Source organism: Paenibacillus sp. 37 (genome assembly GCF_008386395.1).
Taxonomy (GTDB): domain Bacteria; phylum Bacillota; class Bacilli; order Paenibacillales; family Paenibacillaceae; genus Paenibacillus; species Paenibacillus amylolyticus_B.
In genome coordinates this window covers 6,443,718-6,459,480 of sequence record NZ_CP043761.1, presented here as the reverse complement: position 1 = coordinate 6,459,480, position 15,763 = coordinate 6,443,718, and the positions used below count along the sequence as shown (strand labels likewise).

Sequence of the window (15,763 nt, the reverse complement as noted above, 5' to 3'; positions counted from 1 at the left end):
GACAAGAATCTAACGAACCGAAGACACGTTATTGAAGTGTATTTGGGCGTTCCAGCAACGTAACGAATCATTGACACCGTATTACCTCATTTGGCTTGTCCTTTTGGGGTTTTTAACATCTTTTATGCAAAATAACGTGGCCGAGGTTCCTTAGTTTTAGAATTACGTAAAATTGCTGCAAATAAGGAGTCTAAGGTTCGTTAGGTGCAACAAACCTTAGACTCCTTTCTCTTTACTACTACTATCCATAATCTTTTGTTTGAATGTTTGAACGTTTAATTTACACGATAACGGAGAGGACAGAAGAAAGCTGGAGAAGCGGAGCGTTCGCCTTTATCCCTGGATTTTACCCTTTGAAAAGGGAATCAAAAAATCCAGGGATAACAGCGATCGAAAGATTCTTCTGTCATCGTAGTGCTTAAGTGGGAATCTTTCAATTCTTTCTAACAAAAGATTATCTGTCCTCATCCATATTACCCATCTCCGTCAACACAACCGGCTGATAGCCGTTACGTCGATTCGATAACCACATGATGCCAAATCCAACAGCACCAATGAGCGAGAAGAATACACCAATGCTATACATGATTTCCGCACCGAAACTCTGGAACAACCAGCCACCGAACAGACCGGCAATCACGCCGGAGAGACCTCCCCAGGCCATCGTGTAGACCGCTTGACCGGAGGAACGGTAAGGTCTTGGAATAAATAGCATGGTCAGCTGCGTACCTACATAGAAGTACCCACCAAACGTAATGGAGTGCATCAACTGAATGAATACAATCTCCAGCGGGTTGTTAGCCAGTGCCATGAGCTGCCAGCGCAGTGCAAACAGCACACTGATCAGAATGAGAGATGCCAGGAGCATGCTCATTTTGCGTTTGAGCAAGCGGTCGAGAAGCAGGAATACGCCGACTTCGAGAATGGATGAGGTGAAGATGGCCCAGCCAACCATTTGTTTGTCGCCACCCATTTCTACAATATATAGTGACATAAAAGTACTGTTCATCGCATTAGGCACTGATACGAGTACACCCAGGCCGATAAATGCCATAAAATACGGATTGAACATGACTTTGCCAAACCGCCGAAAAGTAACCACGGGTGTATCCGAAGCGATTGGTTGTCTGGGTAGAAATACGGATAATACAAAGGCTGTGGCAATCATGCATGCAAATATAATGGATACACTGCCGATGCCAAAACGGTCAATGAGCGGTCCGGCAGCGACAGCAGTCAGCGCCCAACCGAGTGAACCCCAGAGCCGGAATGACCCAAATTTTTGGTTTGTACCATCGATATATCCAAGAATCAGGCTATTGGTTTGAGCAAATAATGGACTTTGAAAAAAATAAAAGAAAATCATGGCTACATAGATCCATGTATAAGTGGGCGCATAGAATACACCCTGGGCGAGCACAAATGTGCCTCCCATCATAATCATCAGAATGATGCGAATGTTGCGAGATTTATCGCTCCAGAAGCCCCAGAACGGGTTAGCAAACAAGGATACAAAGGGGCCAATCGCCATGAGACTGCCAATCTCCAGTTTGGTCATGCCAATCTCTTGCAGGTAAAGCTGCAAGAATCCGGCGAAGATCGAGATGGCTCCATATATGAAAAAGTTATATAGTTTCAGAGAAAACAATGAGGGATTGCCTCTTGAAGGTGCAGGTCTGTCCAATTAAGCCATTCCTTTCAAATGCATATTGTTCAATGTATCATTTGTTGAAAGGGGATTCAATGCATAGCGAACGTTTTGAAATTGATGCAGTCAAACACATATCGTGATCTGAAGGAGGATAACAACATGAACACGAGGGAATGGACAGGCATCATATTGGCAGGAGGTTTATCCAGCCGCATGGGGACCAACAAGGCCATGCTGGAACTAAACGGTTCCCTTGTACTGCAACATGTCACGAAGGCCATGAGACCCGCAGTATCCCGTATCATCGTGGCTGCCGGACCCAATGTGACAACCTACGGTGCAATGGGCTACGACTGCGTTCAGGATCACTATCCGGGGAAGGGGCCACTCGCCGGTCTTCACGCGGCGCTGGAAGCTTCCGATAGAGAATGGAATCTGGTATGCGCCTGCGATATGCCGCTCCTGCAAACGTCTTTCTTTAATGGAATAAAAAAACTGGTCGAATTACATAACTCTTATGCTGCTATCGTTCCACGCGTGGATGGACATGTCCACCCTCTTGCAGGGGCTTATCACAAACGAGTGCTCCCTGATCTGGAGCAGCGTCTGAACCAGGATCATCTTCGAGTTATGCGATGGCTTGAAGAGATCGGTTGCCTCTATGTCGAAACGGAAGAGCTTGAGAGAGTGGGCGTTCATCAAGTAGCAATGCAAATGAGTAATATGAACACGCCGGAAGAGTACGAGCGTATCCGTAATCAAGATTCTGGACTCGATTCCGATCTGTAGGATACAGGATCACCTGATGCATCTGCATGATGATTGCGATATTGAAGCGGGCTTTGGCCTGTCCAACGTTTGAATTGTCTGCTGAAATGGGACAGATGGGTGTAGCCGAGCTTCCACGCAATTTCCCCGAGCGACAGCTCTGGCTGTTCGATCAGCACTTTGGCCTCCTGCAACTTCAAGCTGGACAGGTAAGCCCTGGGCGATCGCCCGTACACCTTGCGAAAGACCTGTAGACCATATCCCGGGCTGATGCCAAACGAGGATATAATCTGCTCTACTTTGACCGTGGATACACTGCTTTCCTTGGTTCGAAGCTGGGCATGGAATGCCTGCTTGATTGCCTCCGCTATAGCTCCCGCATAATGCATGGCTGTTGGAGCTGGTACATGTGAAGCAGCAACGGAAGTGGTGGCCTCCGGTTCATTGTCAGCGGCTTGGGACAACAGGGCGAACAGTTCAAACATGCGTGCCTGCATGATCATTTTGTCGGTGGATGTATAGGCCTCAGATACGTTAATCATCCCCATCCAACTTTCCAGCACAACGCGCATTTTCTTATTATCAGCCGTACCTGCTGCGTAGATTCGGCTGTGCTGTGACATCAGCTTCAGGGTGAAGACCGGATCATCCACATTAAAGTGAGCGCTAAAATAAGTCATGCCTTCCGTGGATACACATTGATTAGTATGTTTGAACCCGGGAGGAATAAGAAGAATTGAACCTTCCTCCACGGTATAGGTATAACCATGAATCACACTCTCCTGCGTACCTTCGATGATCAACATAATCTCAAAGCCTGGATGTGATTCCTCCGGCATCGCCCATCCATAGGGTACTTGTTGGCTGTGCGCACCATAGAATTTGATGTTACAGTCGATAATAGGTAGCCAGTGGGCCAGCGTATGGTGAGGCATTTCTCGGAGCTGTGATCGCATATCCATCATATTCACCTCGGAAAAGGGTAAAAACAACTTGCCTTATACAATCGGCACCCGTAGTATACTTCATTATAATCAGTTTAACGCAAGCATGGATAATCCATGGAACGCATCAGCGTTTGAAGTGGTTGCTGAACAACCCAAGTTCTTCAACCGATAATAATGTAAACGCTACCATTATGGATTGGAATATGTCAACTCTTGCACACGTCAAGATCATTATATTTTCCACCTAAAAAGGAGATTAAATCATGGAGAAATTATTATATGGCGTAGCTTACTATGATGAATATATGCCTTACGAAAGATTGGACAAGGACATTCAGATGATGAAGGATGCAGGGATCAACGTGGTCCGTATTGCAGAATCAACCTGGAGTACTCATGAACCACAGAATGGCGTATTTGACTTCTCTTCCGTAGACCGTGTGCTGGATGCCATGCATGAGGCGGGGATTCAGGTTATCGTAGGAACACCAACGTATGCTGTTCCAACGTGGATGGTCAAGGAACATCCGGATGTGCTGGCTACTACCTCACAGGGACCTGGCAAATATGGCGCAAGACAGATCATGGACATTACCCATCCAACCTATCTATTCTATGCCGAGCGGATCATCCGCAAGCTGATCTCTCGGGTAAGCACACATCCGGCGGTCATCGGTTATCAGACAGATAACGAGACGAAGCATTACAATACGGCAGGAGATAATGTACAACTGCAATTCGTCAAATATATGCGTAACAAGTTCAGCTCCCTGGATGAGCTTAACAAGGAATTTGGCCTCGACTACTGGAGTAATCGGATCAATAGCTGGGAAGACTTCCCGTCTGTGGTAGGAACGATCAACGGTAGTCTGGGAGCTGAATTTGCCAAGTTCCAGCGGCAGCTGGTAACCAACTTTTTGGCTTGGCAAGTGGGGATTGTGAATGAATACAAACAGGAAGGACAGTTTGTTACCCAGAACTTTGACTTTGATTGGCGTGGATATTCCTACGGCATTCAAGGGGATGTGGACCATTTTGCCGCATCGAAACCTTTTGACATCACCAGTGTGGACATCTACCATCCTTCCCAGGATGATCTGACCGGCATTGAGATTTCATTCGGCGGGGATGTGGCGCGTTCCACCAAACAATCGAACTATCTGGTACTCGAGACCGAAGCACAGGCGTTCTGGCATTGGGTTCCCTATCCGGGACAGCTGCGTTTGCAGGCATTCAGTCATCTGGCATCAGGAGCAAACATGGTCGCTTACTGGCACTGGCATTCGTTACACAATTCGTTTGAGACGTACTGGAAAGGTTTGCTCAGTCATGACTTTGAACCGAATCCGGTATACAACGAAGCCAAGACCATTGGCAGGGATTTTGCCCGTCTCAGTCCAAAGCTCGTTAATCTGAAGAAAAAAAATCGGGTGGCTGTGCTGTTCAGCAATGAGGCCCTGACATCAATCAAGTGGTTTGGTTTTAACTTCACCAGTGACAAGAATTATAATGATGTGGTGCGCTGGATGTACGATGAATTATATAAAATGAACATTGGCTGTGACCTCATCGACCCATCGGTTGAGAGTTATGCGGAATATGACGTGCTCGTTGTACCTGCTCTGTATGCTGCTTCGGATGCATTGCTGGAAAAATTAAATCAATTCGTACAGGATGGCGGACATATCGTCTACTCGTTCAAAAGTGGATTTGCAAATGAGCATATCAAGGTACGCTCTACCCGCCAGCCCGGCCTGATCAGTGAGGCATGCGGGATCAGCTATAACCTTTTTGTAGAGCCAAAACATGTTTCGCTGCGCGATGATCCATTTGGAGTTGGTGAAGAACAGAACCAGATTCATACCTGGATGGAGCTGATTACACCAACAACGGCTGAAGTACTCGCTTGGTATGATCATCCACACTGGGGTGAATATGCGGCAATTACCCAGAACACCTATGGAAAAGGCAAAGCAACCTATGTCGGCTGTTATACCAGTTCTGCGGTGATCCGTAAGGTGTTGGAACGTGTGATGAAGGAAGCGGGCGTATGGGGTACTGATCAAGAGCTGGCTTTTCCGATCATAGTGAAGACCGGTGTGAACGATCAGGGGAACATGATTCGCTACTATTTCAATTATGCAGATGAGGCAACATCCTTCGTGAATGCTTATGGAGAAGGGACTGAACTTCTGGCCGGAACCCTGATTGCTGCGGGAGAGAAGATCGAACTAGAACCATGGGGAGTACGGATTATCGAACAATAATAGGAAATAATAGATATAGGTATATAATTTGAAATTAACAAGTACACGTTAACGGAGAGGACAGAAATAACCTGAGGAAGCGGAGCGTTCGCCTTTATCCCCGGATTTTCCCCTTAGATAAGGGAATCAAAAAATCTGGTGATAACAGCGATCAGAAGGTTGTTCTGAACACGTAGTGATCTCGTGTAACCATTCATTTTATTGTATAACGTGGATATTTAACATTTCCAAACGAATATCAAGACCAAAGCGCCCTCGGCTTCCATGCTGGGGCGTTTGTCTATTTTAGCTCAGGAGTGGATGCGCTGTGTTTACCGAATGTTATCGGAAGCTGACAGATCCTTTCAAACGCAGCATTCGCAATAAATTGATCCTTACCATGACGCTGCTGGCTGTTCTGCCCGTCATTGTCATGACCGCAATGGCAGCCGAAAATACCCGCTCTTCCATGGAAGAGGAGATTATGGAGACCAACCGGGCGAACATGAACTGGGCCTCTATTTATCTGGGTGAACAGTTCGCCCGTATGAACAATATTATCTATTCCATTCAGATCAGTGACGAATTGCATCAATATCTGGCGTTGAACGAGGAAGCGCCGGCAGCCAGCCGATTCGATGAACAGAAGGCCATGTTCAATATGCTGAACAGTGTATACTATTCCGCTGGCAATTATGTATTTGGCGTTGAACTGTATCTGAAGGAACTGGACACCCTGTTCACCTTCAATTCCATGGATTCTCGCATCAAAGCGATATCGGAAATACCGGAAGGATATCATGAGCTTTTTGCACAACATAAAGATTTTACGATTATCAATGATCCGGACGATCCGCAAAAGTTTCACATGACCCGCAGCATGAACCGCTTCGAGGATCAGGCACAGATCGGCGCCATCAGTCTGGAGGTCAAGTGGGCTGAGTTCAATCAGACCTTGGAGCTGCTGGATAGCAGGGGGGATTATGCAGTATACATCGCCGACAGTGCGGGCAGCCCGGTCTATCAGCCGAATCAAGACATCCAGCCGTCCGCTGAAGCATTGGAGAGATTGGCAGGTACCAAAGAAAGTTCCGGTTTCATTCGTACAGCCAAGGAATACGTATTCTATCATTCCATCGAACCGTCAGGACTGCGTGTGATCAAGATTGTACCTGCCCATGTGATTAACGAGAGTGCCTTGGAAACGATGAAATACGGACTGGTTGTAGGTGGCCTAGCAACCGTCATTTCTGTGGGAATAGCTGCGCTCGTGGCCTGGCGCACATCAAAGCCCATCGTCCGACTGGCCAATTCCATGAAGGGTATTCAATTGATTAAGGACAGAGAAGTGGTACGAAGCGGCCGGGTTGATGAGATTGGTCTGTTGGAGAAAAATCTGCATGGCATGTCAAGCCGTATCCGGGAACACATTCGCGACAACTACCTGATGAATCTGGAGAAACAGACGGCGGAGCTCAAAGCACTGCAATCCCAGATCCATCCGCATTTCCTGCAAAATACGTTGCAGATGATAGGCGGTATGGTCTATTCGCAAAAACCTGCTGACAGTTATAAGGTCATTCGAGCCTTGAGCGAGATGTTTCGTTATATTGTGCGAGCGCCGGATGGACTTGTCCCTTTACAGTCTGAACTCGATCAGTTGGAACATTATATGCTCATTCAGAAGCAGCGTTTTGGAGGCAAACTTGAATATACACTGGAGATTACCGGAGAACTTCGGGAATGTTATATTCCCAAGTTGTCTTTGCAACCCATTGTGGAGAATGCATTTTTGCATGGTCTGGAGAAGAAACCGGGTGAGTGGAAGCTGGGCATTGAAGTCGTCTGTGAACCTAAAGAGGTAACGATTCGAATTCGTGATAACGGTGTGGGTATGGATGCTGAGAAACTAACGGAGATGCAGTCCAGACTGGAGCGTCTGACCTGGCAGTCCGATCGGGTGTGGAGTTCTGGTACAAGTATTGGACTGGTCAATGCCGCCTCAAGAATCGTAATGCATTTTGGACCTGAATACGGGATGAGTGTGGAAAGTGAATACGGACAGGGGACGAGTGTTACGGTACGAATCCCCTGCAATACGGGAGGCGAAGCCTTGTGAACAAGGAACTGTACAGAGTATTGTTGGTGGATGATGAACCGTGGAATCGGGATATTTTGCGCAACCTGGGGGATTGGAAGGAACTAGGGATGACCGTTGCTGGTGAGGCAGAGGATGGTGAGCAGGCCATACAACTGGTCAAGCAGCATCAGCCTCACATTATCATTACGGACATGCGTATGCCCGGTACAGACGGTGTGGAACTGCTACAGACGCTAAGCGGGCAATACCCACAGATCAAGGTAATCGTGGTGAGCGGGTATGATGATTTCAATTATGCCAAACACGCGATCCGTCATCGGGCTGCTGACTATCTGCTCAAACCGGTGAATCCGGATGAACTGAATGGTGTACTGGCCAAATGTGCCAAAGAATTGGAAAAGGTTGAATCTGCGCCGGAATCATGGGAAGCATATCCGCCTTCCTTTGCTGGTGATTTCTCTTTGTTTCAACAGCAGGCTCGCTTGCGGTTTAACGACCTGAACATTCAAAGTCTGCGAGAATGGTTCCAGCAACTGCAGCAGAAGCTGGAGCATAGCGAGATTAACAGACCCCGGCAGCTTGGACGAGTGGCCTATGAACTACAGGCTTTGCTGGATGAACTGTGTGTCTCCAATGGATTGTACGAGGGGCGCGAAGCAACGGCTTTACCTCCTTCAACAGCGCTGGCTTCCATTGAATCCACGATCGCATGGATTTCGACTCCATACTACCAGGCTTTGGAGCAACTCATTGCGCAGCGTAAATTCAAGAATAAGCTGAACCTGAATGAGGTGAAGCAATACATGGAGCAGCACTGTATGGAGATGATTACCCTGGAGCAGCTCGCCCAGATCTTTTTTGTCAGCAAGGAATATCTCAGCAAGGTATTCAAGAAAGAGTATGAGGTGAATGTGACCGATTATGTCGTCCAGTTACGCATGACACGAGCGAAGGAATGGGTGATGGATGATCAGATCCCGTTCAAACATATTGCCGAGATGGCAGGTTATGAGGATGTGTCCTACTTCTATCGTGTATTCAAGAAACATTTCGGAGTTTCACCTGGGGAGATGCGGAAGGGACAGGCTCGTATATCAGGCAATTCAGGCAGTAGCACGGAATGAGCTGTTCGAGAGAGTATTTGTGGCAGGATTAAGGTTTAAAATAATCCAATACACAAGTCTAATTTTGTCCAATGAAGCGCTTTCATTTTCTGATATATAATGAGCCTATGAAAGACAAACCAGTCACACACCGGGAGGTCATAAGAGATGAAAGTATGGAAAAGCGTAGCAAGTGCGGTACTGGTCAGTGTTCTGCTCGCAGGTTGCGGTTCCAATGCAGGAACGGACAATGGGCAGGAAGAATCGGCATCAGGCAGCACGGTGTCCCTCAAAGTATTCGTTGCACAACCTCGGCTGAAAGAACACTACGATAAATATATAGAACAGTTCAAAGCCAAGGAAAAAGCAGAGAAAAACATTGAGGTGAACGTGCAACTGGAGATGCCGCCAGCAGACAATGCACCTCAGATTCTGAAGACACGTCTCGCCTCCAATGATGCACCGGATGTGTTCGCCCTGCATGCAGTCAATGAGATTCCACCATTTAGCAAAGCTGGTTATCTGGAAGACCTGTCGGGCCAACCTTTTGTCGATAAGCTGCTGGATTCGGTTAAACCTTCCATAACGGATGCGGAGGGCAAAATCGTAGCTGTTCCACTGGAAACAGTATCATGGGGCTATTTGTACAATAAAGATATTTTCAAAGAGCAAGGGCTGGAAGTGCCAACGACGTTAACGGAAATGAAAGCGGTCGTGGAGAAACTCAAAGCAGCCAACATTACACCGTTTGAACTGTCCTACAAAGAAGCTTGGATTCCGCAATTATTCCTGCCACTTACCGTGGGTGCATTAACTCAGTCTGAGCACAAAGACTTCGTGGAGAAGATGAATCAGGATCAGGGTTCCTTCTCCGATATGAAAGCATTGTTTGATATCTTCGATCTGGTCAATGCCAATGGAACGGATAAAGCGCTGGAAGTGGGCGGAGATGATGGTTCAGCAGCCTTCGCTTCAGGAAGCGCCGCGATGTGGATTCAGGGACCATGGTTTGCCGAAACCATTCTGAAGTCCAACCCGGACTTGAACTTTGGTGTAGCACCAATGCCGATCAATGACAATCCGGATGATACCAAAATCAATCTGAGCACCTCCACTTCGCTGGCAGTATCGTCATCTAGCAAAAACAAAGAAGTGGCACTCGATTTCGTGAACTACATTCTCGATGACAAGGATTCAAGTGCATTCTTCGAAGCGCTCAAATTTAATCCGATTGCCAAGATCCATGACTTCAAGAGCTTCCCGTGGGTAGACGATGCCCAGAAATATGTGAGTGAAGGTAAAGCTTATGAGGACCCATCCCTCCCTCAAGCGGTGAAAGACGAGTCAGGCAAAGCGTTACAAGGCTACTACTCTGGGCAATTAAATCAACAGCAGGTTATCGATGCGCTCGACAAGGCGTGGAAATCCTACAACAAAGTCAACAAGTAAGGAGTTGCGAGGAATGGAGTATCCGCTTACTTTTGTTGGCAAATCTCTACGGTTTGAGAGCTTGTCAACAAATTAGCGGTACTTTGTTTCGTCGCAGTCTCCAAGCAGATGATACGGCAGGCAGAACGTTCTTCGTTCCCTCGTTTACAATCATCCGCTTCGAGTGAAAAGGGGGAGAGCCTATGGCTACGAATGTGTTCAAGAAGTATCTGTCACTGCTCGCGTTCACTGCGCCTGCCTTTGTCATCTATGCGATTTTCCTGCTGTATCCCACGTTTAGTGGCCTGTTCTATAGTCTGACGGATTGGAACGGACTCAATCGGGATTACAGCTTTATCGGTCTGGGCAACTTTGTGGAATTGTTCAAAGAAGATCCCGACTTTCTGAACTCCCTGTGGTTCACGATGAAATATGTGATATTTATGTTGATTCTGCAAAATGGAATTGCCTTGCTGCTCGCCGTGTTCATTGAGTCACGGACGCGCAGCAAAGGGCTTTTCCGGACGCTGTTCTTCATGCCTAACATGATCAGTACAATCATCAGTGCTTTCATGTGGACCTTCATCTTCTCTCAGGTGCTGCCACAGCTCGCAGAGAAACTGGCTTTTTCGTTCCTCGACCAGCAATGGTTGGGTGATCCGAAGTTTTCATTTTACTCCATTCTGATGGTATCGCTCTGGAATGGTGTAGGGTATATGATGATCATCTATCTGGCTGCTCTCCAGGGTGTGCCGAAAAGCCTCAAGGAAGCGGCTGTTATTGATGGGGCCAATGCATTCCAGGTACTTCGCAATGTGGTGTTACCGATGATTACTCATGCCGTGACCATCTGTTTCTTCCTGACGCTGAACGGAGCCTTCAAGGTGTTCGAAGTGGTCTATGGACTGACGGGTGGTGGACCGGGCCGGGCCACACAGGTTATCACAATGAACATTTATGAAGAAGCGTTCTCCAACAACTTCAGGTACGGCTATGCGAGTGCCAAATCGGTTGTGCTGTTCATCATCGTACTCATCTTTACACTCATCCAGATCACCGTCATGAAGAAGAAAGAGGTGGAAGCATGAGGATGCAACGACTGAACAGTTATCTGATTCGCCTGCTGCTGATCTTGGGATCTCTCGTGGCCATGCTGCCGATCTACATGGCAGTGGTGAACTCTTTCAAAACACAAGGAGAGATGTTCCAGTCCTTTATCGCACTGCCGACGACGCTGCACTGGGAGAACTATTCGGACGCATTTAACAAAATCAATCTGTTGGGCAGTTCGATGAACTCGGCGATTGTATCCTTTCTGGGGATTGGTGGAATCGTCTTCTGTGCCTCACTTGCGGGATACAAACTCTCACGTACCTCTGGCCGCTTAAGTAACCTGATCTTCTTCCTGTTTGTTGCATCCATGCTGGTGCCGTTCCACTCCATCATGATTCCGTTGACTCGGGTAGCCAAAGGCATGGGCGTTCAAGGAAGCACCTACGGATTGGCCTTGATCTATATCGGGCTTGGTGTAAATATGGCCATCTTCCTCTATCACGGGTTTGTGAAGTCTATCCCGCGGGAATTGGAGGAATCGGCTCAGATTGATGGATGTAACGAGTTCCAGACGTTCTTCCAGATTATCTTCCCGCTCTTGCTTCCGATCACAGTCACCATCGCGATTCTGGACTTTCTGTGGATCTGGAATGACTTCTTGTTGCCACTGCTCATGTTGACTGATGTGAATCGTTATACGCTGATTCTGTCCACAAACATGTTGTTTGGTGAATATAACAAGGAATGGCCGTTGATTTTGTCCTCTCTGGTACTGACTGCGATTCCGGTTATTCTGATCTATGCTTTCTTCCAGAAGTTCATCATGGAGGGGATTGCGGAGGGTGCGGTCAAAGGGTAAGCGAATAGCAGAATGATACGATGGAATCCCGGAGTGCTACTGGGTATCGACCCGCTTTTGGTATTCGATCAAACTTACAAAACTAACGCAAAAAACCTTGATCTGAAGGACATTGTCCTTTTCGGTCAAGGCTTTTTTTGGTTGTGAAATCAGGACCCAACATTTGAAATCATGAGCCAGAATCCATGAGCCTGTGTACAGCTTCTACGAGGAATTGTAGTCCACGCTCCATCTCATCAGGAGAAGCATAGGCGTAAGAGAGCCTGATATGACTCGCATCCAGCCGGTCATATAGGTAGCCCGGGTGGATAAGTACATTCTGTTCCAGACAGGTATGGAACAATTGGCGGATAGAGAGAGGGGATACAGTGAATTGCAGCCAGATATAAAAGCCGCCAGCGGGTATTTTCCACTTCGCCATGCCATGAAAGTGACGTTGCAACAGATCCAGCATGAAGTCTCTGCGTCTGCGTAGCTCAGGGCGAAGGCACTCCATATGTTCTGCATGATGCCCTTCGGCGAACCACAGGGCAGCGGCTTCCTGCGCGAGTGAACTGGTACCATAGTCGGTCTGCATCTTGATATCCGCGAGCCGGCGTATGACCGGCTCTGGCCCCACCAGCCATCCGAGGCGTAAGCCGGGACTGACTGCCTTTGACAGAGTGCCCATATGCAGCACCCGTCCTTCTTGGTCACGCGCCTTCAGCGATGACGGAGGAGGTTTATCTAGCCACAGATCACTATAGGCGGCATCCTCCAGTATGGAGATGCCTAATGTTCGAGCGGTGGTCATGAGTTCTTCCCGGCGGTGATCACTCATCACAGAGCCCGTGGGATTGTGAAAGCTCGGTATCGTATAGAGAAGCGAGATATGGTCTTGATCTTTTACATGCTGCGAGGCATTCTCCAGGCGTGCAATGTGCAGTCCTTCATCGTCCATCGGGATTCCGCTCATTTTCAACCCTGCCGATTGAAAGGCGTGAATGGAATACAGGTACGATGGTTTTTCCAGCAGAACTGCTGAGCCGCGAGGGAGCAGTCCGACCGATATCAAGTGCAGTGCCTGAAGAGAGCCGGAAACAATCAGTATGGAATCTGGAGAGGCCTGAATGCCAGTCGTCTGCAAATGGGCGGATAAAGCCTCACGAAGCTCCAGGCTTCCTTGAGATTCCAGGTAGTTGAGGGTACGAGAACGCTGGGACAGGGAGTACAGAATGTCGTTAAAAGCATCCTGAGGCATAAGTTCCGGGGCAAGCTCCCCTGTACCAAGACGTATGATGCCAGGCCGGAATTCAGCCTGATTAATCTGCTGGATCTCGGGCAGGTTGGGATAATACCAGCCCTCCTCAATCGCTTCATTCCAGTTGGGCATCGCTCCGTGAGCCATACCATGCCAACCGGAGCCGGTAATAAAAGTTCCTCCGCCATGTCTGCCTTTAATCAGACCAGCGGCGGTCAGGTTATCCAGGGCAGTGACCAATGTACTGCGGTTCACCCCCATGGACTCAGCCCATATTCGCTGTGAGGGGAGACGATATCCTGCTGACCATTCGCCCGTTGTGATTTTCTGCCGGACATAGGCTTCAATTTGGCGATACAAGGGCAAGTCGAGAGAAGGGTTCGGCTTCCACCCCATGTTTAGCCGAGAATCAGAACGTTCCATGACAGGCAGAATCACCTCTGTTTATCTTTGTAACGAACACTATATCATTTGGTTGGGTCTGATGCCATCCAAGTGGTTGGTTACGTCGGCCATCATCTGTCCTATTATGGAGGACAGAGATAAGGGGGAAGAACGATGGAGGTTGCTATTCATGCAGTAGTTCTGGCGTTTGGCCTGATCTTGCCACTGGGTGTGCAGAATGTATTTATTTTTAACCAGGGCATGAGCCAGAGGCGTTATACACATGCACTGCCTGCTGTAATAACGGCAGGGATCAGTGATACGCTGTTGATCGGGGCAGCCGTGGGAGGAGTATCACTCATTTTGCTGCAGTGGCCATTGCTGGCGAATGTGTTGTATGGCGCAGGAAGTTTGTTTTTGCTGTATATGGCTTGGAGTATCTGGAGGTCATCCGAATCTGTGGAAAGTTCGCAAACGGTAATGTCAGCAGGGCGACAGATTGCGTTCGCCGCATCGGTATCTTTACTCAATCCGCATGCGCTGCTTGATACGGTTGCCGTGATTGGCACCAGTTCACTTCAGTATGAAGGGGTGGAGCGCATGTATTTTGCCCTGACAGCCGCGGTTGTATCTTGGATATGGTTCTTGGGACTTGCAGGCGCGGGCAGGGTGATTGGGAGAACGGATCGAACTGGACGCATCAGCCTGATGTTTAATCGGTTGTCCGCTGTGGTTATGGTCGGGCTGGCGGTTATGATGCTGTGGAAGCTCATCTATTCATAGATGACCGTGATGTAGCGGGCCCATCTTGTTAAAATAAAAAAAACTCCCCGTGACGTTAGTCGCACGGGGAGTTCAATGTAGATGTTGAATTTGGTGATCAGCATAGCCTGGTGATCTGGTTATTGAGTTGGAACATGTGGTGCTCGATAACGCTTTGGTGTTGTGTCTCTATGGTTGGTTATTTGAGTTATGGAAATCATAATCGAATTTATTCTGCCTTCAACAGCATGGATTCAATAAACACTTGCAGATCACGGCTTACACTGTTCAACTGATCAATGACCTCGCTGAACTCGGTTACCATCACCGCCTGTTGGTTGCTAGACTGTGAGATGGAGGTAATCTCCTGCTCCATCTGCTGAATGGAATGCTGAACATCTTTCAAGGAACGTTCGATATTCACCGTTGCTTCTTTGGTACCCGTAGAAAGTTTGCGCACTTCAGATGCAACGACGCTGAATCCGGCGCCTGCTTCGCCTGCTCGGGCTGCTTCGATAGCCGCGTTCAAGCCGAGTAGATTGGTCTGTTCTGAGATTTCACGGATGAATGCGGCGACTTTGTTGACTTCGCCTGAGTTCTGCACAGCCATGCGGGTATTATCCAAAATCTGCGTGGAAGATGCCGTCAATTGCTCGGATTGGGCGGCTACCGTCTGCACCATATCTGTTAATTTTCCGCTGATACCGCCGATCAATTCAGTGAAGTACTCCAGTTTTTCCTCATTCTGAAGAGAGAAACCAATGGCAAGTGTGCCTACGATATTTCCTTGTTCATCCCGAAGTGGGGTGGCGGCCGAGTTGATTGATGTACCATAGAATTTTGCATCAATACGGTTCGCTGAAGTTTCCCCATGTATAAGTGCCCGGCGTAGTGTAGGGTCATCGAGGGAAACGGGGTCTCCTGCCTTGATGCCCAGATCGAGTTCATTGCTGGGAACATAATACCAGAACTTCTCCGTATCGGTTACCGCAATCATGATATCGTGTTCTTTCAGCATAATTTTAAAATATGGACTTGCCGCAACGAGTGCTTCAACGATGTTCAATAAGGTTCAGCTCCTATAATGTATGTGTATCATCTAGATGTATTGTATACATCGTCAGAATGAGGTTAATCTTGAAGGCCTGATAAGGGCAATAAGATATATTAATTAAATTTTTAACAAATGAAACAGGGGGATTGATTTTTTTCAGAAATTTA

General features: G+C 47.8%; 12 protein-coding genes. 8 read left to right on the top strand and 4 right to left on the bottom strand.

Features of this window, described 5'->3' with window-relative positions:
* Window positions 1-454 precede the first annotated feature (454 nt).
* Window positions 455-1,648 carry an MFS transporter gene (locus F0220_RS27715; protein ID WP_091012853.1) on the bottom strand — a complete coding sequence of 398 codons (1,194 nt, stop codon included), beginning with the start codon at window positions 1,646-1,648 and terminating at the stop codon, window positions 455-457.
* A 162-nt stretch (window positions 1,649-1,810) separates the two neighbouring features.
* Between F0220_RS27715 and F0220_RS27710 the strand changes: the two genes are divergently transcribed.
* Window positions 1,811-2,440 (top strand): molybdenum cofactor guanylyltransferase, encoded by a 630-nt coding sequence (locus F0220_RS27710; protein WP_179198399.1) that lies wholly within the window; start codon window positions 1,811-1,813, stop codon window positions 2,438-2,440.
* Here the strand turns inward: F0220_RS27710 and F0220_RS27705 are convergent.
* Window positions 2,410-3,381, bottom strand: coding sequence for an AraC family transcriptional regulator (locus F0220_RS27705; RefSeq protein WP_105600182.1), 972 nt, complete (start codon window positions 3,379-3,381; stop codon window positions 2,410-2,412). The two genes, F0220_RS27710 and F0220_RS27705, sit on opposite strands and share 31 nt — an antisense overlap.
* Before the next feature lie 248 nt (window positions 3,382-3,629).
* Here F0220_RS27705 and F0220_RS27700 point away from each other — a divergent pair, with 248 nt between their 5' ends.
* The 6 genes from F0220_RS27700 to F0220_RS27675 all read left to right on the top strand — a co-directional run bounded on the left by F0220_RS27700 (window position 3,630) and on the right by F0220_RS27675 (window position 12,156).
* Window positions 3,630-5,633 (top strand): beta-galactosidase, encoded by a 2,004-nt coding sequence (locus F0220_RS27700; protein ID WP_105600180.1) that lies wholly within the window; start codon window positions 3,630-3,632, stop codon window positions 5,631-5,633.
* Between the two features lie 307 nt (window positions 5,634-5,940).
* Window positions 5,941-7,731, top strand: coding sequence for a sensor histidine kinase (locus F0220_RS27695; RefSeq protein ID WP_149846827.1), 1,791 nt, complete (start codon window positions 5,941-5,943; stop codon window positions 7,729-7,731).
* Complete coding sequence (locus F0220_RS27690) at window positions 7,728-8,837, top strand: response regulator (RefSeq protein ID WP_223199793.1); 1,110 nt, start codon at window positions 7,728-7,730, stop codon at window positions 8,835-8,837. The genes F0220_RS27695 and F0220_RS27690 overlap by 4 nt, the downstream gene beginning before the upstream one ends.
* A 147-nt stretch (window positions 8,838-8,984) precedes the next feature.
* Window positions 8,985-10,265 carry an ABC transporter substrate-binding protein gene (locus tag F0220_RS27685; protein WP_105600177.1) on the top strand — a complete coding sequence of 427 codons (1,281 nt, stop codon included), beginning with the start codon at window positions 8,985-8,987 and terminating at the stop codon, window positions 10,263-10,265.
* Window positions 10,266-10,447: 182 nt separating this feature from the next.
* Window positions 10,448-11,332, top strand: a complete 885-nt coding sequence (locus F0220_RS27680) for a carbohydrate ABC transporter permease (RefSeq protein WP_091012865.1) — start codon at window positions 10,448-10,450, stop codon at window positions 11,330-11,332.
* Window positions 11,329-12,156 carry a carbohydrate ABC transporter permease gene (locus F0220_RS27675; protein ID WP_062836914.1) on the top strand — a complete coding sequence of 276 codons (828 nt, stop codon included), beginning with the start codon at window positions 11,329-11,331 and terminating at the stop codon, window positions 12,154-12,156. Before F0220_RS27680 ends, F0220_RS27675 begins: the two co-directional genes overlap by 4 nt.
* A 169-nt stretch (window positions 12,157-12,325) precedes the next feature.
* On the opposite strand, the gene F0220_RS27670 is transcribed toward F0220_RS27675, so the two are convergent.
* Window positions 12,326-13,819, bottom strand: a complete 1,494-nt coding sequence (locus F0220_RS27670; protein WP_105600175.1) for an aminotransferase-like domain-containing protein — start codon at window positions 13,817-13,819, stop codon at window positions 12,326-12,328.
* A gap of 135 nt (window positions 13,820-13,954) precedes the next feature.
* On the opposite strand from F0220_RS27670, the gene F0220_RS27665 reads away from it, so the two are divergent.
* Window positions 13,955-14,563, top strand: coding sequence for a LysE/ArgO family amino acid transporter (locus F0220_RS27665; RefSeq protein WP_105600173.1), 609 nt, complete (start codon window positions 13,955-13,957; stop codon window positions 14,561-14,563).
* A 208-nt stretch (window positions 14,564-14,771) separates the two neighbouring features.
* Here the strand turns inward: F0220_RS27665 and F0220_RS33335 are convergent, their stop codons facing one another.
* Window positions 14,772-15,608: a methyl-accepting chemotaxis protein gene (locus F0220_RS33335; RefSeq protein WP_105600172.1), complete on the bottom strand. Its 837-nt coding sequence runs from the start codon at window positions 15,606-15,608 to the stop codon at window positions 14,772-14,774.
* Window positions 15,609-15,763: the final 155 nt, after the last annotated feature.